Genomic DNA, 24,353 nt, shown 5'->3' with positions numbered 1-24,353 from the left:
GCGACTGCTAACACTGGTGACGGTGCTTTGCGTGTCGCTATAGAAAATGGTATAGGAACTACCACCACCACTGGATATACTTTCGAGTGGTACAGAGGTACTGACACTTCGATTGCTGCAAATGAAATCACGGCTTCTTCCCTACTAGGCTCTGAGGCCATTAATGCAACGAAGAACGCTATATCTGGTCTAGCTGCCGGTACATATACAGTTAAAGTCATTGATAACAGCAGCCCGAACAACACATGTTTCTCGGAAGCTTCATACACACTCGTTGAAGATCCTACTACGATCACTATTACTTCTTCTGAGTTTACGCTGGTAGACAATGAAAACTGTGATGGTACAGGATCATTTGAAATCAACAGTGTACTAGAAGATGGAGCAACCACAGGAACTACCGCTGACTACACTTACCTATTCGAAGTAAGAGGTGGTGGAGCACATGGCGGTACGATCGCGGGTACAGATGACAACAGATTAGAAGGACTAAGTGAAGGAGACTACCAAGTCACCATCACCAACACGACGAGTGACTGTTCTAGCTCAGTATTCTTCTTCTCTATTGAAGACACTTACGAGCTGCCTAACATTGTACTGACCGCTTCCTCTTTAGATACGAGCTGTGATGACACGTCCAATACAGGTACTGGCTCATTGACAGTAGGAATTGAGAATGGTGCTGCATCTACAACAGTAGCTGGCTTTACCATAGAATGGTACAGAGGTACTGACACTTCGATTGCAGCTAACAAAATCACGTCTGCAACAGTTGTCGGAACTGAAGGTATTTCAGGTACAGCCAATGAAACGATTTCAGGACTGGCTTCTGGTACTTATACAGTGAAGGTTGTAGATAACACTAACCCAAGTAATACTTGTACATCTGAAACCTCTTATACTATAGATGAAGACAATGCAGCAATCACGATTACTGAGTCTGAATACACAGTGACCAATGATACCAACTGTGACGACAACAATGGTAGTATCACGATCAGTGATATCATTGTGGATGGAACATCTATCGGAGGAACAACAGGTTACACCTTCGCATTCGCTACCAAAGATGGAACAGCAGGTGATCATGGAGGGACACAAACGGGTGGTACACTCACAGGACTAGCCGCAGGTGAATATGAGGTCGTCATTACCAATACTTCTTCTACCTGTACCAGTGCTACCTACTACTTCGAAGTAGAAGATGTCACGGTTGCTCCTATCGCAGTCTTTAGTGCCAAAACACCAGACACCAACTGTACCTCAGTTGTCAATGAAGGCAATGGTTCACTCACGATTGGGCTCCAAGGAACAGCAGCAGTAGCGGATTACAGCTTCGAATGGTACAGAGGTACGGATGTAGCTCTAGCAGACAACAATCTAGCAACTGGCGCTAACAAAGGATCAGCCATTGTAAGTGCCGATGGTACTTCCCTGACAGCTTTGGCACCAGGTCAATACACTGTAGTAGTCACTGACAGCAACAACGATGAAGTCAATGACGGTTGTAGCTCGACCAAGTCCTTTACTATCGTGAATACGCCAGTCACTAACACACTAGATAGTGCAGCAGTAGCAGGTAATATCACACATGTAACTGACTGTGGTGGCACGACAGGCTCTATCACGATCAATGATACAGATTTGACTCCAGGCAATGTCGCAGACTACTCTTTTGAGTGGTTCACTATAGACCGTACATCAGCCATTGCTGGCGAAACCAGCAATACACTCTCAGGACGAGCAGCTGGTATATACTATGTACGTGCGACCAACACTGCTACAGGATGTAATACTGGCCAAGTTGAAGTGGAAATTTTAGATAACTCTACAGCCCCTACGGCGACCTTGACTGTTAACGCTGGGGACGCGAGTTGTGATCCTGATGCCAACGAAGGAAATGGTATCCTAGACTGGGCTATCACCAATGACGATGGTGGTAACTACAGCTACCAAGTATATGCTGGCGGTTCTGTTGCTGGAGGTACAGCCCTAGTAGACAATGGCACGATCACAGGTACTTCTGGTACTGCGGCAGCCTTGGCTAGCGGATCGATCTCAGGACTGGCTAGTGGAGACTATACGATCAGAATCACGGATGAATCTACGCCAGGATCGAGCTGTTTTGTAGATGCTTCTGTCACACTGACTGAGATCATCAACGATTTCAGTGTTGAGAATGTCACACTTACAGAAAACACACATTGCTCATCCCCATACAACGGAGAGATCGAAGTGACTAGCATTTTAGAAAATAGTGTGAGTGTTGGGTTAACGGGATACACGATCACTATCCTGAAAGCCAATGGCTCTGCTCATGGTGGTACAGATGTAGCCAACGGTCATGTCTCTGATCTAGACCCAGGTGTCTATCAGATCACGGTAACTAATGCAGAACAGTGTACGAGCAATGAAATGGACGTCACGATTGAAAACAATGAAGTAGCACCTACGGTAGCCTTCACTTTGGATCAAGCCAATCAGTGGTGTACAGGTGGAAACGGTAGTTTGACGGTAACGACTACAGCTGCCAACCCAACAATCACGTGGAGTAGTACTGCGACCTTTACAGGTGCAGCAACGACAACAGGTGCTACGACAGCTACGATTACTGATTTGGATGATGCAGTGTACAGTGTCACGATCACAGATGGCGTATCAGGATGTAGTGTAACCGATTCATACAATGTACCATTCGTACCGATAGATATTCAGCTAGATTTACTCGCTGATGTAATCGTGACGCCTATGACTACATGTGCGCCAGGTAATGGTAGTATCGAACTTACTTCGATCAATCCAGATGCATTGGCTGACTATACTTATACGCTACACACAGGTACCTATACAGCAGGTGGTGGAACCAACATGGGCAACAGCCCGCTGTTCGAAGACTTGATGGCAGGAACTTACTTTGTGGAAGCCACCAGTACCATCTCAGGATGTACTTCGGATGTATTTGAAATCGAAGTAGAAGATGCTAGTGTACCGCCAGTAGTTGCACTCGCTGACTTCCAGTTGCAAACGAATTGTGATGCAACCAACCCGAATGGTTACTTGACAGTCACAGCAGATGGGTCTAGTAGTGTCACGGACTATCGCTTCACTTGGACGGGTGGTCCAGCCAATGATCCTACGTATGCAGGACTTGGTGTAGGTCAGTACACTGTAGAAGTAGAAAACCTTAGTACAGGATGTATCACTACAGAAACCTATGGTATGGCTTCAGAAGCTGCTGATCCTCTCCTACTAGATATCACGATGGAAAGCAATGAAAACTGTATCGATCCAAATGGAGAAATGGTAATCTCAATACTCAACTCAACCAACGCTACGGCAGTATTCGAATACTACCTAGTAGCAGGAACAGTTAGTGATGAGACCATCATCACCGATGCAGCAAACAACTTGAATAGCAATACTGTCGGAAACCTTGAGCATGGTGATTATACCATCATGGTATTGGATATAGATGGTGGGTGTTCTTCTGATCCTAACATGATCACGATAGAGGATGCTACCAATACCATGAACATGGAGATGATGATCATTCAAGACCAGGCTTTGACCAAGTGTGACTTGACCAGAGCAGATGGACAAGCGACTGTTACATCTATACCAGACGAACCATCTAGATACCAGTTCTACTGGCACGATGGACCGAGCGTTTCTGATCCATTGTTGGACTCAGCCTTTACGCTCTACCGCATGGAAGCAGAGACCTACACCGTACAGATGGTAGATCGCTATACAGGATGTAAAATTGAAGATCAAATCACGATAGACAATGAGGCTGAACAAGTACCTCTCCCATCTATCGCGCTCGTCAACAATAGAACAAACTGTGTAGTGCCAAACGGTGCAGTAAGTGCGTCGATCAACAATGAAATCGATGGCTACAGCTTCGTATGGACAGACAACAGCGCGAACACGATCAGCGAATCTAGTGTCGCAGGCGGGTTGGATCTCGGTAGCTACTCAGTCAAAGCAACTGACAACAATACAGGTTGCGTCTCTGAGGCCAGTTCTACAGAGATTTTGGATGAAAGAGAAGCACCATACTTCGTAGTAGAAGGAACCGACTCTCAGTGTAATGAAGTAGTCTTCGGCACCAACGAATATGTTGGAAATGGTACGGCAGATTTGGTATTCAACCAATCAACGATCACAGAAGAGATCTACTGGACTAAGGACAATGGTTCTCCAATAGACACAACTGATGTATCAAGTATATTGAGCCGAGACGAAAGGTTGAGTGGTATCTCACCAGACAACTATAGAGTCATGGTAGTTGATGAAGATCAATGTACACACGAAGAAGTCTTCACCATAGATACTGAAATCCAGATCTTTAATGCGGTCACAGACAACAATGACGATCTGAATGACTACTTCAGAATATCATGTGCAGACAAATTCCCTGACAACAATGTAAAAATCTTCAATAGATCAGGTACATTGGTCTACAAAGCGGATAGTTATGAAGACAACATCAACGGACGTGTATTCAAAGGAAAGAGCAACGTCGGACTTGGCGGTGGAGGTCAAGGTTTGCCAGCTGGTACTTATTTCTATATTTTTGATAAAGGAACAGGTGCTGAAGGTGATGTTCAACAAGGGTATCTCGAATTGTTAAGATAAGATTTAGATGAAAAGCTATAAAGGACTTTTAGTAATACTAATTACGATGATAAGCTTGACAGCCGCTGCACAGCAGCGGCCTGTCTTTTCGACTTACCCCTACAATGGGCTAGCGTTGAATCCTGCCTATGCAGGGAGTTTAAATCTATTTTCAGCGATCTTCACCAATAGAAACCAGTGGGTCAATATTGATGGGGCTCCTGTATATCAGTCCTTGACAGCACATACCACTTTCAAAGACAACCAGATCGGTACAGGACTCAATGTCGTTCGCGATCAAGTAGGTGTCCATGAACAATACAGTGTGTATGGGAGTTTCGCTTACAAAATCAGGATGCAAAAAGGGATCTTGTCCATGGGACTCCAAGGAGGTTTCGATCAGCGCGCTTCTAACTTCAACGAGCTGGATTGGTTCAGCCAAGAAGATCCATTGGCAGTCTATGCGAATGACTTCAATCCTAACTTTGGTGTGGGGCTTTACTTCGCCAACCGTGATTATTTCATCGGCGCATCTATTCCTTACATTTTGACCCCTAAGATTAAGTATGAACAAAATGACATCCCTACCACAGGCGTTTCTTCTAGATACTACTACATCAATGCGGGATTCGTCAAGGATTTGAACCGATCACTTAAAATCAATCCTTCAGTGTTGTTCAGGTTGCAAGATGATGTCCCTTTTTCTTTTGATGCGAATGTAAACCTCATCATCAATGAGATTGTATATGCAGGTCTATCCTACCGCTATCAAGATTCATTTTCTATCATGACCCAGTTGGTTCTCAACGAAAACTTTCGCATCGGTTATGCCTATGACATCCCCACCAGTGATCTGAATGGTTACACGGCAGGGTCACATGAGATATTCCTCAACTATAGAATCAAACTCAAGACAAGCAGGAAAGATGGCTTATGTCCTGTCTATTTTTAGCGTCAAGATTTTAAGAATCAAGAGCCAAGAATCTATACCACTAGATGTGTAGTGCTTTTGGGTTAAATATGTGTATCTCACGACAGCTCTTCTAACCTAGAGAAATCAATTGCGTATATAGTCGGAATACTAGTATGAGAATGACTAGTTTTGCAGCCCTCTTCGGAGGGAAAGAAGATCTTTGAAAAATGGGGCCGACCGGTATTGACAGTAAGTGTGAATATTGTACTTGCATGTCGGGTGGTGAGTAAGCACACGTAATCACTTTACTCAAATCATATTTGGCGAATCTAATTACGCCATGGCTGCTTAATTTTAGCTGATAGCTAGAATTATTAACCTCGGATAAGATTCGAGGCAGACACATCCCTCCAGGCTTTTGTCTTACAAGCCGGACTCAGGGGTGTCATCTCGTAAGACTAGCTTGAGGCGAAGTTGCTAACCGATAGCGAAGCTAAAGTAACTGGTAGGAAAAGTGGGTTGTTGTCCGCCAGCCTTCCTACGAGATCCTAAGTGACAACTAAGCATGTAGAGGGTCCAATATGACCTTATCTGGACGAGGGTTCGATTCCCTCCGGCTCCACTTCAATACCATCAAAGAATTAAAAACGCTCCTTATGCACTATAAGGAGCGTTTTTAATTTGTAGACATTCCAAATTATTCATTCAAAAACAAAAGGTAGGTGCGTGATTTTAATAAAATAAATCTGCGATAAAAAATTACTCCCCACAGGCACCGACTGTATAATCCGTAATCCCCATACAACTAGCCACACAAGCATTGCTATAGGTTTTGTCATTGCAGCCACATACAGGGCTGTACACGTATGGGCAGACACATGATATATCTATATCATCCGTCTCGTTGCATTCGCTACTATCATCCTCCCGACAAGCGATCAGGGAAAATGACAAAAATATAAGTATCATCCAGTTTTTCATACCTCTATGACCCCTTTGGGGCAAAAAGGGTTGGATACATCAGCAAACTAACTCCTGTACCCCTCCCCTTGACAATCTCAGCAAAAAATACAAACTTGGGACATCAATACAATAACCTGCGTTCGATTTTAACTTTCATTAAAACCATGTCTGAAATGCATCAATCGTACCTTGTCTTCAAGCCAGACAGTCCATACCTCAGGCAAATAAACGCTTCCTTTTTACATCGCCAAAACATGAAACAAATAGCCATACTCCTCCTAGGGATCTTCGTCGTATCCTGTAGTCCTAACAAAAAAGAAGTTCAAAACACAACAGCAGACTCAACTGCAGTGGCAGAAAGCACCGAACACTTCGACTGGCTACTCGGTCAGTGGAGCCGGCTAAACGAAGAGGAAGGCAAAGAAACCTACGAGCACTGGGACAAAGTCAGCGATACGGAGTATGCAGGCCTAGGCTTCACGATGCAGGGGGCTGACACCATCTGGCAAGAAAATATGCGCCTCGTCAAAGTTGACAAGAATTGGGATCTGATGGTACAATCCCCGGGAGAATCCGAACCTACAGTATTCAAAGGTACGGTTCACAGTGCTACTGAATTCACCTGTACCAACTCCGAAAACGACTTCCCCAACACGATCAAGTACTGGAAGGATGAAGACAAACTATCGGCTCTTGTTTCGGGAGGGGATCTCAGTATATCCTTTGCATTTGAAAGAATGAGTCTTTAGCCAAAGGGCTCTACACATACTGAAGAAGATGGTATCCATATCACATCAGTACCAAAAAAAAGACGAGACTGGTCTCATTGCAGAGATCAGTCTCGTCTTTTTTACATTCCCCATAACCAGTATGCGCTACTAAGAGTCATTGAACCTATTCTTCCTCGCTAGCAGAGTTCAGAATATTAATGGCAGTGATCAAGCCTCCTTCTACCGCCAATCCTTGTGTAGCTTTAGAGGTCGCTACATCAATATTGTATACAAAGCTACCCGTCTCAGTTGTCACACCTACATGCACAGTACCACCATCTTCTGATACCAAGTTGTTGCCACCCGTTGTGATTTGAGTAATCGTAGCAGGGTCTGGCATGCCAGTCACCCAGTCAAAAGTCTTGTTGTACACATCGATGATGGCATACGCTTTACCTCCACCCCAAGCGGTAGTCATTTCCGCTTTGTTTTGCATGATACCGATGAACTTACCATCCCCTGCGTAGATGTGAGAATCGATCACATATCCACCAGAGGCTTCTTCCAGATTGAAATAGTAATCGTCAAAGTCGTCCGTTGCATTAGCGATTCTAGTCACGGCAGATGGCAGAGTTTCTATCACTTCCCAATTGGCATTCATAGGTACAGCCGAAGAAAAGGCATAGCCATCTCCCTGTTCGTCAAAGGTGAGTCCAGAGGTAAAGTATCTACCAATAAAGCTCGTCCTGTCGTCAGATATCGTCTTCACGTATTGCATCTCTGGATACGAATAAACTGCTACGTTGGCCTCATCTGGATAGTCCGTGCTCCATCCCCCTTCAGTAGTTCCTTTGATGGTGAAATAAGGCAGGTACACCAAATCATCTCCCTTGGCTGTGATCCACGAGAAATAGGCCAGTTCACCATTTTCTTTGTTGGCCACTTCCTGACAGTTGATTTGTCCCTCGTTCACTATAGTCAGGGAATTAGTACTGATTCGGTACCAATACAAGTATGGATCATCAGCACTGGCGGTCATTTTGATCGTAAGTAAGTCCTCAGCTACTGGCGCAAAGGCTCTCACAGTCTCGGCCTGAAAATCAGACAAAACCTCCAACTCTCCAGATGAATTCAACTCGTAGGTCGTGACAGCTCCTGCGTTTCCCTGACCGTATAGCATACTGAAGAATTTGTTGTTGCTCGTGACGTAGTAGCGGTACGTTCCATCTTGCTCGATACCATTGGCCGTCGTAGAAATCGTACCAGTCGTCAGGTCATCAGCAGTCAGGATGTAATCAGCCACTCCCTCCGAGGCAATAGGTGTTGCGGTCACAATATATTTTGAACTGGCACCTCCATCTGGATCAGGCGATGGAGAACTACCATTGTCCTCTTCACATCCCCCGAACAGCAGCGCTGCGAATCCTAATGCAAATAATAAATAAGTGTTTTTCATGTTTGTCTTATGATAAAAAAATTAGAAAATGTTATAGGTAATCTTGCCCGTGAAACTTCTTCCGGGCTTTTGTAGACTGAAGTTGTCGTACAGTTTCTTGTTGGTCAGGTTTCGACACTCTGCCGTCAATTGCAGTTTGTCATTGAGGATGTAGGTCAGTGTCAGATCATGAGAAATCTGTGCTGGGATGTCCAACTTGTCACTGCCCTGACTCGGCCAATACAGATAAAATCCATGCACATAGAGTAGGTTGTACCCGATGTTTAGACGGTGTCCCTTATCCCACAAATCATGAAAAGTGTAGGTCGCATTGCCATTGCCAAACAGGTATGGTTCATTGGGGATGCGGTCTCGGTAAACTGGGCTTTCTGTGATGTATCCCGGTTCATACTGCGTATTGTTTCGTAAGTTTTGATAGGTGATGTTCGCTCCGATATTGAGTACATCTTTGTATTCGTACCTCATCTCACCATCTATCCCTAGATTGGTCACGCTACCCAGATTGTCCATGATGATCTTCACCTGATTGCTACTAAACCTTGCGCGGATAAAATCCTTGGCGTATCGATAAAAACCGCCTGCATTGAAATTGAGGCGATTGTCTGGATTGACCGTAACCCATAGGCTGGCTCCCAGATTGTAATTGTGACTGTGTTCAGGTTTCAGATCGATATTCGCATCTAGATTGATCATATCCCCAAACAACTCATTGGACTCAGGCAAACGATAACTCTTTTCGTAGGAGGCTTTCAGCTGTAGGTTGTCATATACGAACCAACTCAGAGCAGCACCATAGCCCAAACTATTGAAGGTACTGGTGGTATTGTTGTACTCATATTGGTTATAGCCTTCCTGCTCTGTGACCTTGGTAAACTCGTTTCGCTGGAAATATTCCTTCATAAAAACCGAAGCATTCCAAGACTCCCGCTCATAGGTATACCCCAGACCTAGTATATTCTTTTGGTTCTTTCTAGGTTCATCGAACTCATCGTTTTCTGGGTTGAGCTCATCTTCTCCCTTCCGGTTAAAAGTGTTGAAAGTATTGCTCAGAGCCACCGAATGATGTGCGACACGGTACTCCACATTGGCCATGGTAATGCCCACATTGTCTCGAAACTTGTACAGTGAGTACGATCGCTCACCGCCTGGCACATCATACTCCTTGTATTGTCCAAACCAATTGTACCTACGGTTTACCGTATCTATGTTTTGCTCCATCCCTGCGTTGTAGTTGGCGTTGAGTCTTACATTAAGACCTTTGGTAAACAGGTCATTTTTCACATACTTCAAACTCGGCATGATGATCGTTCCCTTTCTGTGCCACTTGCCAAAAACCGTCTCCACACGAGCTCCAGTCTGGATTTCCTGATATTTTTGGCCTAGCGTAGCACCGATCAGCAGTTGGTCAGCAAAAGGCTTATTGACTAGCCCTGCCTTTACTATAATTGTTTCGTTGTGATAGGTATCATGAAAACGCTCCACGGTCTGGTCTCGATTGTAAGCTCCTGTATTGATATCGGCCACATCGACTCCCATCATCTTGTAGTTGTTGTCGGAGTAGTTCTGAAAGGCGTTGAGCTGAACCGTAAATCCAGACTCCGGCGCTACGTAGATGGCATTGACAATCGTACGGTGGGTATTGAATGAACCGTAGGAATATGAGACATCCAAATGACTCTTTTCGTAGGTATTGGTCACGATATTGACTGCTCCGCCCAAGGCATCAGCTCCCAGACTAATCGGCACGACTCCTTTGTACACTTCGATACGCTCTGCCATCCCCACGGGTATGTTGTTGAGCTGAAAAGCCGAACCGAGGTTATCCATCGGGATACCATCGATAAACATGCGTACCTGATTGCCTCTGAATCCATTGATCGAAAAGCTCATTTGAGAACCTACTCCTCCCGCTTCTCTCACTCTCACTCCCGAGGTTCGGTCCAAGGCGTGCGCCAAATCCAGTGATGTACCGTGCAGGGCTTTAGCATCGACCACTGCCACGTTGAACGCCTTTTCTTCTATCTCCTGAATTACGCTTTTCCCCGTCACAGTCACAGCTTCTAGGCTCATAATATCCTCCTGCAATACGAAGTGATGGGTCACTTGAGCATTTGCTCTCAAGTTCATTTCCATTTCATGAGGTTTGTAACCCAAACAGGTAATCCTTACTTTCGTCAGTCCCTGTTTTAGTCCAGAGATAGTGTAGGCTCCTTTCTCATCGGTCACGTCTCCGAGGAAAGCGTCTACCAATCTCACCGTTGCTCCTGGGATTGGCACGCCCTTTTCGTCTGACACTACACCTGACACTATAGAGGTCTGAGCAAACGCACTAATAGGCAAAAACAGGAGACATAGAACTACCAGATGGATAATATTTGATTTCGTCATGGGGGATTTTACTTGAAGGTTATTTTTGAATAGGTATTGATTCCAATACTTTGAGGATATGATGGTTTGCCCAATTGTGGTTTTATGCTTCTACCATTTGCTGTATTTCGGTTTCCAGCTTCTGCATCCATGCAGCCAATCTCGGCTCATTCATATCTCTCTGGTTGTCCGAGTCCAGCGGCAATCCATAGAACAAGCCATCCTCAAACAACCCCTTGGACTCGTCAAAGTCATAATCGACATTGGGCCACATGCCTATGATATGCCCACCGTTAGCCAAAATCACTTCACCTAAGATGCCTAAGCCATCGACGAAGTACTCTGCATAGTCGTACTGGTCTCCCAAACCGAACATCGCGACTACTTTCCCAGAAAAATCGATGGTTTGAAACTGTTCGAAAAAGTCCTCAAAATCACTTTGCAACTCGCCATCATACCAGGTGGACAAGCCGATAATGATAAAATCAAAACGTGCGTAATCCTCGACCGTCATATCAGATCCTTCGATGACCTCCAGCTCAGAGATATTCCATGAGTCAACAAACATTTTGACTACCTCTTCGGTATTTCCACTATCTGAACCATAAAAAAGCCCGACCTCATTTTCTAAAAATATTGACATGGTGATTCTTAATTTTTGTTGTTCTTAAACCTTGTTTTCAAGTGCTACATGAGTCTCCCACGGCACTTCTCTTTCTTCGAACCAACCTCTACCCGTCCTCCTATGGATACAGATTGCACCATGGAGAAATCAATAACTTTACTTATCTTTAATTAGATTGATTCTAAATAATGCAATATTAGAAAGAAGTCTCACGAGTTTCAATCGCTAGTACTAGCGAATTGTATGCGCATAGATTTGTCTCTTTTTCCCCTGAATTCTATAGACAGTGCATGGATATAAGATTGACTAATAACCAGTTGAGAAATCCTCCCAAGGAAAAGAGAGAAGGAAATAACGGTGATCTTATCCACCACACAGCCAATCCTTTTCTTAAAAAATGAATCTCTTCGCAAATGCGTCTAGAAATCAGCTAAGCCCCATCACTTTTTATTATCTTGATTTCCACTTTAGGGATTACGAATCAGTACTGCTTTGACTGGGCTAATTCATGAAGATTCTCAAGACTAAAAACAAAAACCAATGAAAACCAATCCACTGATTGCAAGCTCAGGTGAGAAACCCAACTACAAAAAGTTTAACACAGAGAGTGACAAATCATTCAAAAAAATATTCCAAAACAAAGGAAGCATTGCGCCTATAGCAGAGAAGGCTTGCAAGAATTTTGAGATCAAATCAAAAAGTCCTGTCAACCGCGATGGACGGCTTCACTATTTTTCGGTAGGCCATGCCTTCAAAAACATCGATAGCAAAAATGTCTTCCGCTATGAACTAGATGAAAGTCAAATGGACATGAAACCTACCCAGTTCTTAGCATTGCAAAAAGAATTCTTTGACTTTCAAGGAGCTTTAAATGGGCTCTTAAAACACATCAGAAATGTGAACAGTCATTACGTTCATACCTTTGAGAAACTTGAAATCCAGTCAATAAACCAGAAGCTAATCACCTTCCTGATTGAGGCTTTTGAGCTTGCAGTCATCCACTCCTACCTGAATGAAGAAGAGCTGTCATATGAGGCGTATAAAGACGATCCTCAGTCTGGACAGAAGCTTGTCCAATTCCTCTGTGATAAATTCTACCCCAATAAGGAACATGAGGTAGAGGAGCGAAAGACGATATTGGCTAAAAACAAACGACAAGCCCTAGAACACTTGTTATTTATTGAAGTAACCTCAGACATAGATTGGAAGCTTTTTGAAAAACATAAGGTGTTTACTATCAGTAATGGTAAATACCTTTCATTCCACGCCTGTCTATTCCTTCTTTCCTTGTTTCTGTACAAAAGCGAAGCAAATCAGCTGATTTCCAAAATCAAGGGATTCAAAAGAAACGATGACAACCAGTATCGAAGCAAACGCCAGATTTTCACTTTCTTCTCTAAGAAATTCACCAGTCAGGATGTGAACAGCGAAGAACAGCATTTGGTCAAATTCAGAGATGTGATACAGTACCTCAACCACTACCCATCAGCATGGAACAAGCATCTGGAGTTGAAATCTGGCTATCCTCAAATGACCGACAAGCTCATGCGCTACATTGTAGAAGCAGAAATCTACCGCTCCTTTCCTGATCAAACTGACAACCATCGGTTTTTGCTATTTGCCATCCGAGAATTTTTCGGGCAGTCCTGTTTGGACACATGGACAGGTAACACGCCCATTAATTTTTCTAATCAGGAGCAGAAAGGCTTTTCCTACGAAATCAATACCAGTGCTGAAATCAAAGACATAGAAACGAAACTCAAGGCTCTGGTTCTGAAAGGCCCTTTGAACTTTAAAGAAAAAAAAGAACAGAACCGTCTGGAAAAAGACCTGAGAAGGGAAAAGAAGGAACAACCCACCAATCGGGTAAAAGAGAAACTGCTGACCAGAATACAGCATAACATGCTATACGTATCCTATGGTCGCAACCAAGATCGCTTTATGGATTTTGCAGCGCGGTTTCTGGCGGAGACGGATTACTTCGGCAAGGATGCCAAGTTTAAGATGTACCAGTTCTATACCTCCGACGAACAGCGAGATCACCTGAAAGAACAAAAAAAGGAACTTCCTAAAAAAGAGTTCGAAAAGCTCAAATACCATCAAAGCAAGCTGGTGGACTATTTCACCTATGCGGAGCAGCAGGCTCGCTATCCTGATTGGGACACACCCTTTGTGGTGGAAAACAACGCCATTCAAATCAAAGTCACCTTATTCAATGGGGCTAAAAAAATAGTATCTGTGCAGCGGAACCTCATGCTGTACCTACTAGAAGATGCACTCTATAGCGAAAAAAGAGAAAATGCAGGCAAAGGTCTAATCAGTGGTTACTTTGTCCACCATCAGAAAGAGCTCAAAGACCAGCTAGATATTCTCGAAAAAGAAACTGAAATATCTAGAGAGCAAAAGCGGGAATTCAAAAAATTATTGCCTAAAAGACTGCTGCACCGCTACTCCCCTGCGCAGATCAATGATACGACCGAATGGAATCCGATGGAGGTGATTCTGGAAGAAGCGAAGGCGCAAGAACAACGCTACCAGCTACTGCTCGAAAAAGCGATCCTGCATCAGACAGAGGAAGATTTCCTGAAACGAAACAAAGGAAAACAGTTCAAACTGAGGTTTGTGCGCAAAGCCTGGCACTTGATGTACCTAAAAGAACTGTACATGAATAAGGTGGCTGAGCATGGGCACCACAAAAGTTTCCACATCACCAAGGAAGAGTTCAATGACTTTTGTAGATGGATGTTTGCCTTTGATGAAGTACCGAAATACAAGGAATACCTATGCGATTACTTTTCACAGAAAGGTTTCTTTAACAATGCGGAATTTAAGGATCTGATAGAAAGCAGTACTTCTCTCAATGACCTCTACGAGAAAACCAAGCAGCGCTTTGAAGGCTGGTCAAAAGACCTTACAAAACAAAGCGATGAAAATAAATACCTTCTGGCCAATTATGAAAGCATGCTCAAGGATGACATGCTGTATGTGAATATTTCGCACTTCATCAGCTATCTAGAAAGCAAGGGGAAAATCAACCGCAACGCACACGGACATATCGCCTACAAGGCTCTGAACAACGTGCCTCACCTCATCGAGGAGTACTACTACAAGGACCGTCTGGCTCCTGAGGAATACAAATCTCATGGCAAGCTCTACAACAAACTGAAAACCGTGAAGCTGGAAGATGCCCTGCTCTACGAAATGGCCATGCACTACCTAAGCCTAGAGCCAGCACTCGTACCCAAAGTGAAGACGAAGGTGAAGGACATCCTCTCTAGTAACATAGCCTTTGACATCAAAGATGCCGCGGGCCATCATCTGTATCACTTGCTGATTCCATTCCATAAGATTGACTCCTTCGTAGCACTGATCAACCACCAAAGTCAACAGGAGAAGGACCCAGATAAAACAAGTTTTCTGGCTAAAATCCAACCTTATCTGGAAAAAGTAAAGAATAGCAAAGACCTCAAAGCAGTATATCATTACTACAAAGACACGCCCCATACCCTCAGGTATGAAGACCTCAACATGATCCATAGTCATATCGTGAGCCAATCTGTCCAGTTCACCAAGGTAGCCCTGAAGCTGGAAGAGTATTTCATTGCCAAAAAATCAATCACCCTACAAATAGCTAGACAGATATCATATTCCGAAATTGCTGACTTGTCAAACTACTTTACTGACGAAGTAAGAAATACAGCCTTTCACTTCGACGTTCCAGAGACGGCTTACAGCATGATTCTCCAAGGCATAGAATCGGAGTTCTTGGATAGGGAAATAAAGCCCCAAAAACCGAAAAGCCTATCTGAGTTGAGTACGCAACAAGTATCGGTGTGCACGGCATTTTTGGAAACCCTGCACAATAACCTGTTCGATAGAAAAGATGATAAAAAAGAACGGCTAAGCAAAGCCCGCGAGCGCTACTTTGAACAAATAAATTAGAACCTGATTAAATTCGCTCTTTGACCAACTGATCATGCAAAGCATTTGCTGTTTCCTAATACTGGAACGGCTTTACCCTGATGAAAAACAGGGAGTTGACACGACATGGGTTGTGACTGCTCTTATTATGAAGGGTAAAAACAACTGCGCCTGAATCGTAATTGGTTATGTCGATGTTGTGACTGCTCTTATTATGAAGGGTAAAAACAACGCCTCATCAAAGCACACTCCGCAAAACTTAGTTGTGACTGCTCTTATTATGAAGGGTAAAAACAACACGTATCTGTCGTTATGTAATATTTGCATGGTTGTGACTGCTCTTATTATGAAGGGTAAAAACAACGGAGTTACTTTACTGGAATTCACTAGTACAGTTGTGACTGCTCTTATTATGAAGGGTAAAAACAACGGGAATTGCTCATACTTTTCCTCATTGTTGGTTGTGACTGCTCTTATTATGAAGGGTAAAAACAACGATCACTGAATCGTATCTCCTTCTTAAACAGTTGTAACTGCTCTTATTATGAAGGGTAAAAACAACTCCTTATTAGTATTATAGTTGGAAGTTTCAGTTGTAACTGCTCTTATTATGAAGGGTAAAAACAACTAATACGTCGGGGTAGTGAATCCGTGGGCTGTTGTGACTGCTCTTATTCTGAAGGGTAAAAACAACTACTAAGTTTATCATGAGTTGTCTTTTTTAGTTGTAACTGCTCTTATTCTGAAGGGTAAAAACAACTGTTAGTCGTCGGTCTTCCATTTCAGTATTGTTGTAACTGCTCTTATTATGAAGGGTGAAAACAACTATAATTCAAGGAGGGTTAATAAAAAACTCCCTGTCCGGTACCACCAGACAGGGAGTTTTTTAGTAAAAAGTAAGTTTGAAGTTCACTTATGACCCATCATTCCTTGGTCGTTATTATTTCTTCATTAATGGCTTTGTCGATCACGGCTTTTAGCTCCAGTAGTTCGGTCTCACTAAAACTATTGGAAGACAACCATTTGTCATCCTTTTTGTAGATTTTTTTCACTTGAAAATTTTTCCAAGTCTTTCCATCCTTTCGTGTGTTGACCCAAACTGTAATGACAGCCGACCCTACTCTATACTCCGTTTTAGGCTTTTTTCTTCGCTGTTCTGTTTGCTCTTGTGCTTTTAGCTCCTGCGAAAATCCAACGACCGAAAGTGTCATTAGCAAAATTATTGTCAATAGTATTCTCATTCTTTTGATGTTTTTCGTTCTAAGTTTTGATTGTAATCTTGTACTGGTCACTGCTGTCTGTAGGGCAACAGTGCATTAAATAATCCTACTGCCAGATTTCTTAGGTACTAATATGAATATCCAGCAATGTCCCTTAGTTTAGACCCTGACCCCTCCAAAAGTTACCCTCTGACGATACAGCATTTGTATCATGCTGACCAAATACGCTACAACAGAACTTTTGGAGGGTTCTATAAATCGAACTCAGGTTACTAGGCATATCTAGGTTTTGGATCATTATTTCATACTTTCCCCTTTTGGTTTTTTCCATCTCTCCCATTTTAAATCCACTTTGTTCCACACAGATGTTTCGCCTCTATTGAATCGATAATGTCCATCATCTGAGGTCATTAGTATTTCATCCGCCCCAGGAAATCTGAGTTGAAACTGCTTATTGCTATCATATGGGTAATAGTAAATATTGTTATCAAATAATTTGATCGTGCTTTGTATAGTTATGGTTCCATCTAGTTCTTGAATTGTATAGGGGATTCGACCTTTTTGCTTGAAAAATTCTTCAATGCTGCCCAAGAACCCATTTTCAGCACGAGCAGCCTGGTACCCCTTCCAATATCCAGTATATTTCACCAGAGAATCCTTATATGCGGAATCAATGACCCCACATTTAAATAGAGTATTTATGTATGTAGAGCGTTCCCGTCCTTGCAATGTCATGGCCTGCTCAATCAATCCATTCTGAAACTGTTTTTGATCCAGCTTCCGCTTTTCATTGGTATTTACCCACAGGCTAAACACCCCCAAAATAAAACTGAGTAGCCCTGCTGATATTAGGATTCTAAAAAACGAGTTTGATTTTTTTTCTTGTTCCATAGTTTTAAAATTTTAAAGCCCCATCAGGGCAACAACATTTATAATACTTCGTCACCAGCGGTCATAACGCGACTTGATCACTAGACGGCCATAGAGTATCTGGCTGGTAGACTGATGATTTCTCCACTTATCGCAGGGGATTCCCTGATCGCTCCTTCGTCGCTTCAGCGAATGACGGTTGGTGGGGCACGAAGTATGACAACTCCGTCAGGGACTCGGCTTGAATGTGTAAAAACCCCAACTGATTACAAGTTGGGGTTTGATGCGTTCCGTTTATGAGGGTTCTACAATTCCTAACATCTCTAGCATCTGCGGTTCGTCTTGTAGTGCGACACGCGCGATCCCGATGAAATCTCCCATCCAGTCTTCGAGCTCCTCGACGGCACGATCTCTCACCTCTGTGGCTGCCTGTGCATCGCCTTTCTCTTTGAGTTGGACAGCCAGCTTGTCAGCTACATCTGCTACGGCTTCTTTGCTAGCAGTCAGCACTGCCTCGGTGATGCTGAGTTTGGACAGCTCCGCCAAGACAGTCGCATCAGCTAGGGCGTTGGTATAAAATACCGATGCCTGACTGAGCCATCCGGAGTAGGTTTGTTTTCTACGTCCCGATATGTCTAGTGCCTCCAGCGCACCACGATTATCTTTGAGCACTATCCGAGCCAGTTTCACCTGTTTGATGTAGGCTTTATTGGCGGCATACTTCGCAGCATCTAGCGCATCGGTGGCTTGATACTGCTCTCCATATTCTTTTTTCTGTTTTTCCTGCTTGACCTTGGCATCCTCATAGAGTGCCTTGCCTACTGCCAGTACCTCTGCGGTATAGCCGTATTCTGATAAGGTCTCTAACAGACTGGGGTTGCCCAGGGCATTGGTGATCGCCACTTGTGCAAACAGGATTTTAGAATCAATCGTTGTATTGTTCATATAGATGTTGGTTTTGTTACGTGATTTTATGGATAGCTACTTGGTAGCTGTCGTTTTTGAGCCGTAGCTGTGACTTTATTCATGGTAGCTGTCATTTTTTGATGGTAGCTGCCGTTTTTTAGTGGTAGCTACCACGATGGGGACGGTAGCTGCCACTTTTCGATGGTAGTTGTTGTTTTGTAGTGGTAATTGTCATTTTAGAGTACATTTTATTGATAGCTTTTTTCTCCTTCGATACGATTCGCTATTATTAAAATGGTTCTCCAGCATTCCCTTCCATACGTAGAACTGCCTTTTGTACAAGTAGAGAAGCCTTTTGAAACGGGTAACCCAAAACCTGACTCATCAAACTGCTCCACTTGTGATGTGAGGATGATACTTTGCCCATCAACCCACGCTTTGACTTTTATGGATTCCGTTTCAGCGATGAAGGAATCTGTTTCTAGATAGGAACCCGTATTCTCAATTACCTCACCCCCCTTTTCAGATAGCCCCACGGCAACTACATTGTCTAACATTGCCTTTGGTTGGTTTGTTAGCACTTTAATTTTTGATGAGCTAGCACTAGGTTCGGATGACCAGCCCTGCAGAAGATCCCCTGATGTGGCAGAACTAGCGACCATGGTGGTAGGAGAACCTGAGTTTGAATGAGGTAAAACACCTTTTTGACTAGCGAAGGTTATAGATGCTAGTACTATTAATATTGTAGTTTTCATGTATTCTGATTTTATCGGTATAGAATTTTTTAGCTATTGTTGCTAGCATGTATGACTTGACATAAAGGCTTATTTACTTAGTTTGTAACTAAGACCTATCCCAAGTTGCCATCCCCTCTTCCAGACTTTAGTACTGATCTCTTCATTGGTTAGGTTGCTGAAGTCGGCTAGATTTCTGTCTTTATATTTTTCATCAATCGCATTGACCATCCCAATCGCAGGGCCTCCCGATATACTTAGTTTCACTTTTTTACTGTTTAAGCTAAGACCACCGCCAAAGGCAATATTTGGAGTGATATCCTCATCAAATGGGACGAAGAATCCAAGACTAATTAATGGTCTGAAGATGCTTCCCGTTCGAAATGAGATTTCGCTATTGAGACCTATGCCTACAGTCATATCGTTAGTATCTCCCTGCTTGGCTCTCAATTCTTTTGTACCACTATCATTTGTCACACTATCGGTATAGACCTTGTTATTCGCTAGATCAGTCATGAACAATGTGCTATTAATGTCAAAATCAACCCCGCCTGAAACGAGGTAAGATCCTAAGTCATACTCTTTTGGTGCCCCCCCCTGCGTAGTTTTGATACTTAAACTGACTTCTAGTTCATCGGCATCTTCAGAGCTCAATGCAATAGGGGTTAGAGAAACATAATTAGGGTACCAACCTAAAATTTTACCTAATCTCACCGCATCGTCGGGAGTCATTCCAGTTGTATCTATTCGTTCTTTTAGTTTATTCTTATAACTTTCTAAGGCATATACATCATTGATGTTCAAATACTCAATTGTTGATAGTGATGCTATCGCCATGTCTAGGTAATTACTTAATTCTCCAATGCCTTTGTCATCAGAACCACTATTTGCTTGAGTAGAGTCTTCATTATCACCTTCTTCAAAATATATGTCTGCTAATCCTTTGTCATAGCTATAGTCCGATTCATTTATTGAAACGGTGACTGCTTCTAGGTTATGAAAATTATACCCTCTAATAAACACTGCAACGCTTCCATTTTGTGGAATCCCATTTGCTCTCGAAAACGAAATAGACTCTTCATTCTGGTTTCCAGCTTTGCCATCGTCTTGTCCACCCTCCACCTTATGTTTAAGCAACTGCGTATTACTTTTTATCCATGGATTAGGTGCAGCATCAATGATTATATATCTATTTTTCTTATACGAATCACCTATTCGAGGAAACCCCTTTGAATTTCTAAAACTGGGAATAGGAGTTTGTGTTGGGTCGATTGAAGAAACATCCTCCTCTGTATCAGCTGGCTGTTGAGTAAATGACACCTGAAATTCTTTTTCGGTTGTATCGTTTCCTATTATGGCTATTTTGTATGATTCGAATTGTGGTGTTGCATATTTAGAAATATCATACTTAGAATCATCTCCCGCAATGGAAGTTAGAGTATCATAAGTCTCCCCATTAAATCGAAATAGCGAATACGTTTTATCTGCAAGGATAATAAATTGCTGTTGTGAATCTTTTGCTCTGGTTATTGTATCATTCAATTCCAACCGATCTCTTGATATTAAAATGTCTTGGCTAAGGACAAAATCACAGCACCCGAACATGGATATGATGGTTAATAGTATAAATCGCTTCATTATTTTATCTTTATGGTTTTAGAATAATTGTAGTGGATTGTTTTTAAAGAAATCAAGTAGGAATGTTTACTATTAGAAGCAATTAACACTCCTATGAATTTTCCGTTTGGGTCAAAAACTGGTGCTCCGCTATCACCTCCCTTAGCTGAGCCATCTAAGACAACAAGCCCTTTGATTGTTTGTTTTACTTTCCCTTTGAAATAATTAATTGGCTGTTTCGAAAAGATGTTTTTTACTTTTCTAACTATTACATTATTTGATCCTGCCCCCCAGTATTGAACATAGGTTTGATTTTTTTCATCATCATAGTCGAGGTATCTAGAACCATACGGTCCTATTTTAGTCTCCCATTCGTCAAGTAGACTGACATTAGCGTTCACCTTCATAAAACCTATATCCAACCAATCATCCAGTTGACCTTTTATCACTTCCCCTATTTCATTGCCTTTTTTAGGGTATAGAATTGAACTACTATTCCTGATGTTATGAGAGTCTGTATTTTTTTGATTGGATCGGAGTTCTTCAGGAAACAAGACATGATAACACCCCATTACATACTCTTGGTTTTCCAGTAAAACTTTAATCCCTAAAGTACCAAACCCTTGAATTCCTTTTCTGGAGATGCTTGATGCAAGAGAAAGCGGGGTACTCAAATTTGTAGTTTCAGGAGATTCTTCGACATCAACAGGGATTTTGTATCCTTTATAGAATATACTTTGGGGCAATACATTATTTGAAGAGCTTCGTTTTTTGGCGACTTCAAAGACTATCGAGTATAGATTAGTTAATTGACCAGCTGTACTTTTAAGCCCCGCAGTAACTCCTGTTAGCGAATATTGGTTTTCAAATTCGTCAGATTGATTTATAATCCAATCCGATACTAATTGGTGTTGTGATTTTCCGTGTAAATGATCATAAATAGGTGTTGGAATGGTGGCATTTGGTAGTAAGAATCCCCCACTCCAGTAGTAGTTGTCAGCCTCATCTCGGTACCAAGTATCCATCCCATCATAAGAATCCCCTAAGTATAGTTTTTCACCTACTTCGATCTCACTGCCTGGAGCGAGGTATTGGTAGCAGGGGGCATTGACACTGGGCTTGCCTACTCTTACATTTAGATATTTGGTTACAGTTACTTTCATTAGCCGACTCTTTTTATATTGTTGCTCCCTGACGTGCTTTTATCCTTTTGTGATGTGGTGGTGGTCTGTATAGAGGACCTTAGTTTCATGAGTTTGTTTAAGAGATCAAACCAAAAAGGGGCACCTAAGGAGATGGCTAGTGCGGTGAGCAGCCAGCCCATTAAACTGCCGAAAATAGAATTGCCTCCATTCCTAACCGGCATGCACCAACAGGAGCACTTGCTGGTATGATCTGCGTGACACTCTCCCGATGACCAGCCTAGCCCCATGAGGTCATTGACATTTTGGATATCCGTCTCGATCAGCTGTTTGGTCTCGGAGATCAGCGTATCTCTATGCGCCACCAATGAATCATACCTCGCTAGCGTACTCTTTTTGAGGGATCTAAGAGAATCAGAGCCTGTCGTGTCTGATGCTAGCAGCTGATCGATGGACTCCAACCTGGCTGTCATTTCTTGTTCTAGATTAGGATGCGCTTCTAAAAAGACCTCTGTCTGCTTGATCATCGCTGTTCGCAATTCGGGGTCTGAAGAAAGCTTCTTGACAATCAAAACCGTGTCTACATTGAATACAATGGCGATTCCCAATCCAATAAAAAGGAGTACCACCTGACAATATTTCTTGTACCAGCCGATGGTTCGTTCCATCATCTGATCATACCATCTTTCCAATAGCCTTTTGAATTCCTCTACATCCCCTTGGGCATCTACCCATAGCGATTTGAGATAGAAGAGCGTCTCCGGGTCTATTCGACTCACAGCGGAGTCCGCATCGTCTACATTGACAGGATGAAACGCTCCTTTCTCTATAGACTCATCAATTTTTGATCGGATATCATCCCCTGGTTTTACATCTGATCCTCTCAGTAAATCGACCAATACTTTGGCGAAATTATCCGCTGAAAAAGAAGAGGGCCTTTTGTGCCAAGCGTCCTCTGACTTGTACTTGATCTCAGGGTGATCGTAGAATGCCTGAGACAGCCCCTTTTTCTTGAGCAGTGTGGTCAAGTTAAAAGGGATAATCAATCGACCCCATGTCTTTAACCGATCCATAAAGGGCTGACGATCCTTGGCATCATCTAGCATTCTAGCGATTGCTTTTTCTAATATCTTACCTCTAAAAGAAAGGCTCGTAGCGATGATCTCTTGAATGAGAGACCCCAACAAACTATACAGCAGGTAAATAAATACCAAGCCTATTACTACATCTAGTGCAACACTTCCAGTCATGTTATTTCATTTTTAATAGTCAAATATTTTCCACTCACCCAGCCTTTTTCTATTTTCACGCGGCACCATTGGCCTTGTCTTTCTAGTATCTCGACCTGCTCTCCTTTGGTGAGTGGCTCCATGACGAGATCACTACTGGCTGAGGGTTCGCTGCGGACGTTGAGCTGATAGGCGGTGACGGTGGCGTGTGGCTTGTCTTGTTTTGGTGCTGCGAAGGTCTCTGGTTCTTCGGCTTCTCTATCGGCGTACAGGATATCGTTGCGGAGTTTGTCCAGCGGAAAGGCTGGCCCTGGATCGATCTTCCTACCTGGAGAAATTTCCTCATGACCGAGGATGAGTTTGATCCCATAGGTGTCTACCAGCAGGCGAACGACCCGTTCGACGATCTCTATCTGCCGCGCAGTATATCTGTGCCAGTAGGTAGGTTCACTTTCGTTTCGGTGTGTGCCTCTAAACACTTCTGTGGCGGGGTAGGATTTCTTGAACCATGAGAGGTATTCGTCCGCTTGTCGGTCGAGTCGGCCGGCATTGTCTATCTCGATACCGATGCTGTAGGTGTTGAGTCCGGTGCGGTCATTCCAGCGACTCTTGCCTGCATGCCAAGCAACGGTATCAAAAGGCACCAGCTGGGTAATACTGTCGTCCCGACCGATGACGAGATGTGCACTGGCTTTTATTTTGGGATCGGTCAAGGTTCTCACCGAGGACTTGGCATCCCTACCGGCTGTATAGTGGATCACCACCGTATCTGGCAAAGCGGACTGGAATAGACCGCTGGTCTTGTTGGTCAACTGCTGGCTCACAGGTGAGCCAGAGGAAGCTACCAATAAATGATTTTCGATTTTCATGGCTTACAATCTTTTTAATGGAACTAAAAAGACAGCAGACCATTGGGTTGAATACATAGCAGGCATGTTCTAATCAAGTTAGGTGTTGGTTATTCGCTCTAAAAAATGCTGCATTTCTAATCTAAAAAAATATTGTTCAATTAAGAACTATATCCTATTGAAAATCAGCAAGTTTAAAAAATAATCACATC

Annotated in this window: 16 protein-coding genes, 1 other RNA gene and 1 CRISPR repeat array; of the genes, 5 read left to right on the top strand and 12 right to left on the bottom strand. The window is 43.0% G+C overall.

The window, feature by feature from the left end:
• The 3 genes from BUB99_RS16910 to ssrA form a co-directional block, all read left to right on the top strand.
• Positions 1-4,641 (top strand): gliding motility-associated C-terminal domain-containing protein (locus BUB99_RS16910; RefSeq protein WP_221407521.1); only part of this gene is annotated, 4,641 nt, incomplete at its 5' end.
• A 7-nt stretch (positions 4,642-4,648) separates the two neighbouring features.
• Complete coding sequence (locus tag BUB99_RS16905; RefSeq protein ID WP_073124455.1) at positions 4,649-5,572, top strand: PorP/SprF family type IX secretion system membrane protein; 924 nt, start codon at positions 4,649-4,651, stop codon at positions 5,570-5,572.
• 190 nt (positions 5,573-5,762) lie between these two features.
• Positions 5,763-6,158: a transfer-messenger RNA gene (ssrA, locus tag BUB99_RS16900) on the top strand.
• Positions 6,159-6,292: 134 nt separating this feature from the next.
• On the opposite strand, the gene BUB99_RS20270 is transcribed toward ssrA, so the two are convergent.
• Complete coding sequence (locus tag BUB99_RS20270) at positions 6,293-6,502, bottom strand: hypothetical protein (RefSeq protein WP_245816870.1); 210 nt, start codon at positions 6,500-6,502, stop codon at positions 6,293-6,295.
• A 248-nt stretch (positions 6,503-6,750) separates the two neighbouring features.
• On the opposite strand from BUB99_RS20270, the gene BUB99_RS16890 reads away from it, so the two are divergent.
• Positions 6,751-7,245 (top strand): DUF6265 family protein, encoded by a 495-nt coding sequence (locus BUB99_RS16890; RefSeq protein ID WP_073124451.1) that lies wholly within the window; start codon positions 6,751-6,753, stop codon positions 7,243-7,245.
• A 145-nt stretch (positions 7,246-7,390) separates the two neighbouring features.
• Here BUB99_RS16890 and BUB99_RS16885 read toward each other — a convergent pair whose 3' ends face one another.
• From BUB99_RS16885 to BUB99_RS16875, 3 genes are all read right to left on the bottom strand, one after another.
• Positions 7,391-8,662, bottom strand: coding sequence for a DUF4374 domain-containing protein (locus BUB99_RS16885; protein WP_073124448.1), 1,272 nt, complete (start codon positions 8,660-8,662; stop codon positions 7,391-7,393).
• A 21-nt stretch (positions 8,663-8,683) separates the two neighbouring features.
• Positions 8,684-11,050 (bottom strand): TonB-dependent receptor, encoded by a 2,367-nt coding sequence (locus BUB99_RS16880; protein ID WP_073124446.1) that lies wholly within the window; start codon positions 11,048-11,050, stop codon positions 8,684-8,686.
• An 82-nt stretch (positions 11,051-11,132) separates the two neighbouring features.
• Positions 11,133-11,672: a flavodoxin gene (locus BUB99_RS16875; RefSeq protein WP_073124443.1), complete on the bottom strand. Its 540-nt coding sequence runs from the start codon at positions 11,670-11,672 to the stop codon at positions 11,133-11,135.
• A 522-nt stretch (positions 11,673-12,194) separates the two neighbouring features.
• On the opposite strand from BUB99_RS16875, the gene BUB99_RS16870 reads away from it, so the two are divergent.
• A complete protein-coding gene (locus tag BUB99_RS16870) occupies positions 12,195-15,596 on the top strand; it encodes a hypothetical protein (RefSeq protein ID WP_073124441.1) in 3,402 nt (1,133 codons plus the stop codon).
• A gap of 109 nt (positions 15,597-15,705) precedes the next feature.
• Positions 15,706-16,401: a CRISPR direct-repeat array (repeat unit 36 nt; unit sequence GTTGTGACTGCTCTTATTATGAAGGGTAAAAACAAC).
• Positions 16,402-16,498: 97 nt separating this feature from the next.
• Here BUB99_RS16870 and BUB99_RS16865 read toward each other — a convergent pair.
• The 8 genes from BUB99_RS16865 to BUB99_RS16830 all read right to left on the bottom strand — a co-directional run bounded on the left by BUB99_RS16865 (position 16,499) and on the right by BUB99_RS16830 (position 24,162).
• On the bottom strand, positions 16,499-16,816 hold the full coding sequence (locus tag BUB99_RS16865) for a hypothetical protein (RefSeq protein ID WP_139281068.1): 318 nt from the start codon (positions 16,814-16,816) through the stop codon (positions 16,499-16,501).
• A 276-nt stretch (positions 16,817-17,092) separates the two neighbouring features.
• Positions 17,093-17,686 carry a hypothetical protein gene (locus BUB99_RS16860; protein ID WP_073124435.1) on the bottom strand — a complete coding sequence of 198 codons (594 nt, stop codon included), beginning with the start codon at positions 17,684-17,686 and terminating at the stop codon, positions 17,093-17,095.
• Between the two features lie 273 nt (positions 17,687-17,959).
• Entirely contained in the window at positions 17,960-18,610 is a 651-nt protein-coding gene (locus tag BUB99_RS16855; RefSeq protein ID WP_084190613.1) for a hypothetical protein, read from the bottom strand.
• Positions 18,611-18,819: 209 nt separating this feature from the next.
• Entirely contained in the window at positions 18,820-19,326 is a 507-nt protein-coding gene (locus tag BUB99_RS16850) for a hypothetical protein (protein WP_139281067.1), read from the bottom strand.
• A gap of 69 nt (positions 19,327-19,395) precedes the next feature.
• Positions 19,396-20,943 carry a hypothetical protein gene (locus tag BUB99_RS16845; protein ID WP_073124429.1) on the bottom strand — a complete coding sequence of 516 codons (1,548 nt, stop codon included), beginning with the start codon at positions 20,941-20,943 and terminating at the stop codon, positions 19,396-19,398.
• A complete protein-coding gene (locus BUB99_RS16840) occupies positions 20,943-22,085 on the bottom strand; it encodes a trypsin-like peptidase domain-containing protein (RefSeq protein ID WP_073124425.1) in 1,143 nt (380 codons plus the stop codon). Before BUB99_RS16840 ends, BUB99_RS16845 begins: the two co-directional genes overlap by 1 nt.
• Positions 22,085-23,314, bottom strand: coding sequence for a hypothetical protein (locus tag BUB99_RS16835; RefSeq protein WP_073124422.1), 1,230 nt, complete (start codon positions 23,312-23,314; stop codon positions 22,085-22,087). Before BUB99_RS16835 ends, BUB99_RS16840 begins: the two co-directional genes overlap by 1 nt.
• Positions 23,311-24,162 carry an N-acetylmuramoyl-L-alanine amidase gene (locus BUB99_RS16830; protein WP_073124419.1) on the bottom strand — a complete coding sequence of 284 codons (852 nt, stop codon included), beginning with the start codon at positions 24,160-24,162 and terminating at the stop codon, positions 23,311-23,313. Before BUB99_RS16830 ends, BUB99_RS16835 begins: the two co-directional genes overlap by 4 nt.
• Positions 24,163-24,353 lie beyond the last annotated feature (191 nt).

Source organism: Reichenbachiella agariperforans (assembly GCF_900142205.1).
GTDB classification, from domain to species: Bacteria; Bacteroidota; Bacteroidia; order Cytophagales; family Cyclobacteriaceae; genus Reichenbachiella; species Reichenbachiella agariperforans.
Note: the sequence above shows the minus strand (reverse complement) of the source record. Positions and strands in the feature narration are given on the sequence as shown.

Bases quoted from the DNA above. Each gene is read 5' to 3' on its own strand.
- BUB99_RS16905 (WP_073124455.1), top strand. From the start codon at position 4,649: ATGAAAAGCTATAAAGGACTTTTAGTAATACTAATTACGATGATAAGC.
- BUB99_RS20270 (WP_245816870.1), bottom strand. From the start codon at position 6,502: ATGATACTTATATTTTTGTCATTTTCCCTGATCGCTTGTCGGGAGGAT.
- BUB99_RS16890 (WP_073124451.1), top strand. From the start codon at position 6,751: ATGAAACAAATAGCCATACTCCTCCTAGGGATCTTCGTCGTATCCTGT.
- BUB99_RS16885 (WP_073124448.1), bottom strand. From the start codon at position 8,662: ATGAAAAACACTTATTTATTATTTGCATTAGGATTCGCAGCGCTGCTG.
- BUB99_RS16880 (WP_073124446.1), bottom strand. From the start codon at position 11,050: ATGACGAAATCAAATATTATCCATCTGGTAGTTCTATGTCTCCTGTTT.
- BUB99_RS16875 (WP_073124443.1), bottom strand. From the start codon at position 11,672: ATGTCAATATTTTTAGAAAATGAGGTCGGGCTTTTTTATGGTTCAGAT.
- BUB99_RS16870 (WP_073124441.1), top strand. From the start codon at position 12,195: ATGAAAACCAATCCACTGATTGCAAGCTCAGGTGAGAAACCCAACTAC.
- BUB99_RS16865 (WP_139281068.1), bottom strand. From the start codon at position 16,816: ATGAGAATACTATTGACAATAATTTTGCTAATGACACTTTCGGTCGTT.
- BUB99_RS16860 (WP_073124435.1), bottom strand. From the start codon at position 17,686: ATGGAACAAGAAAAAAAATCAAACTCGTTTTTTAGAATCCTAATATCA.
- BUB99_RS16855 (WP_084190613.1), bottom strand. From the start codon at position 18,610: ATGAACAATACAACGATTGATTCTAAAATCCTGTTTGCACAAGTGGCG.
- BUB99_RS16850 (WP_139281067.1), bottom strand. From the start codon at position 19,326: ATGAAAACTACAATATTAATAGTACTAGCATCTATAACCTTCGCTAGT.
- BUB99_RS16845 (WP_073124429.1), bottom strand. From the start codon at position 20,943: ATGAAGCGATTTATACTATTAACCATCATATCCATGTTCGGGTGCTGT.
- BUB99_RS16840 (WP_073124425.1), bottom strand. From the start codon at position 22,085: ATGAAAGTAACTGTAACCAAATATCTAAATGTAAGAGTAGGCAAGCCC.
- BUB99_RS16835 (WP_073124422.1), bottom strand. From the start codon at position 23,314: ATGACTGGAAGTGTTGCACTAGATGTAGTAATAGGCTTGGTATTTATT.
- BUB99_RS16830 (WP_073124419.1), bottom strand. From the start codon at position 24,162: ATGAAAATCGAAAATCATTTATTGGTAGCTTCCTCTGGCTCACCTGTG.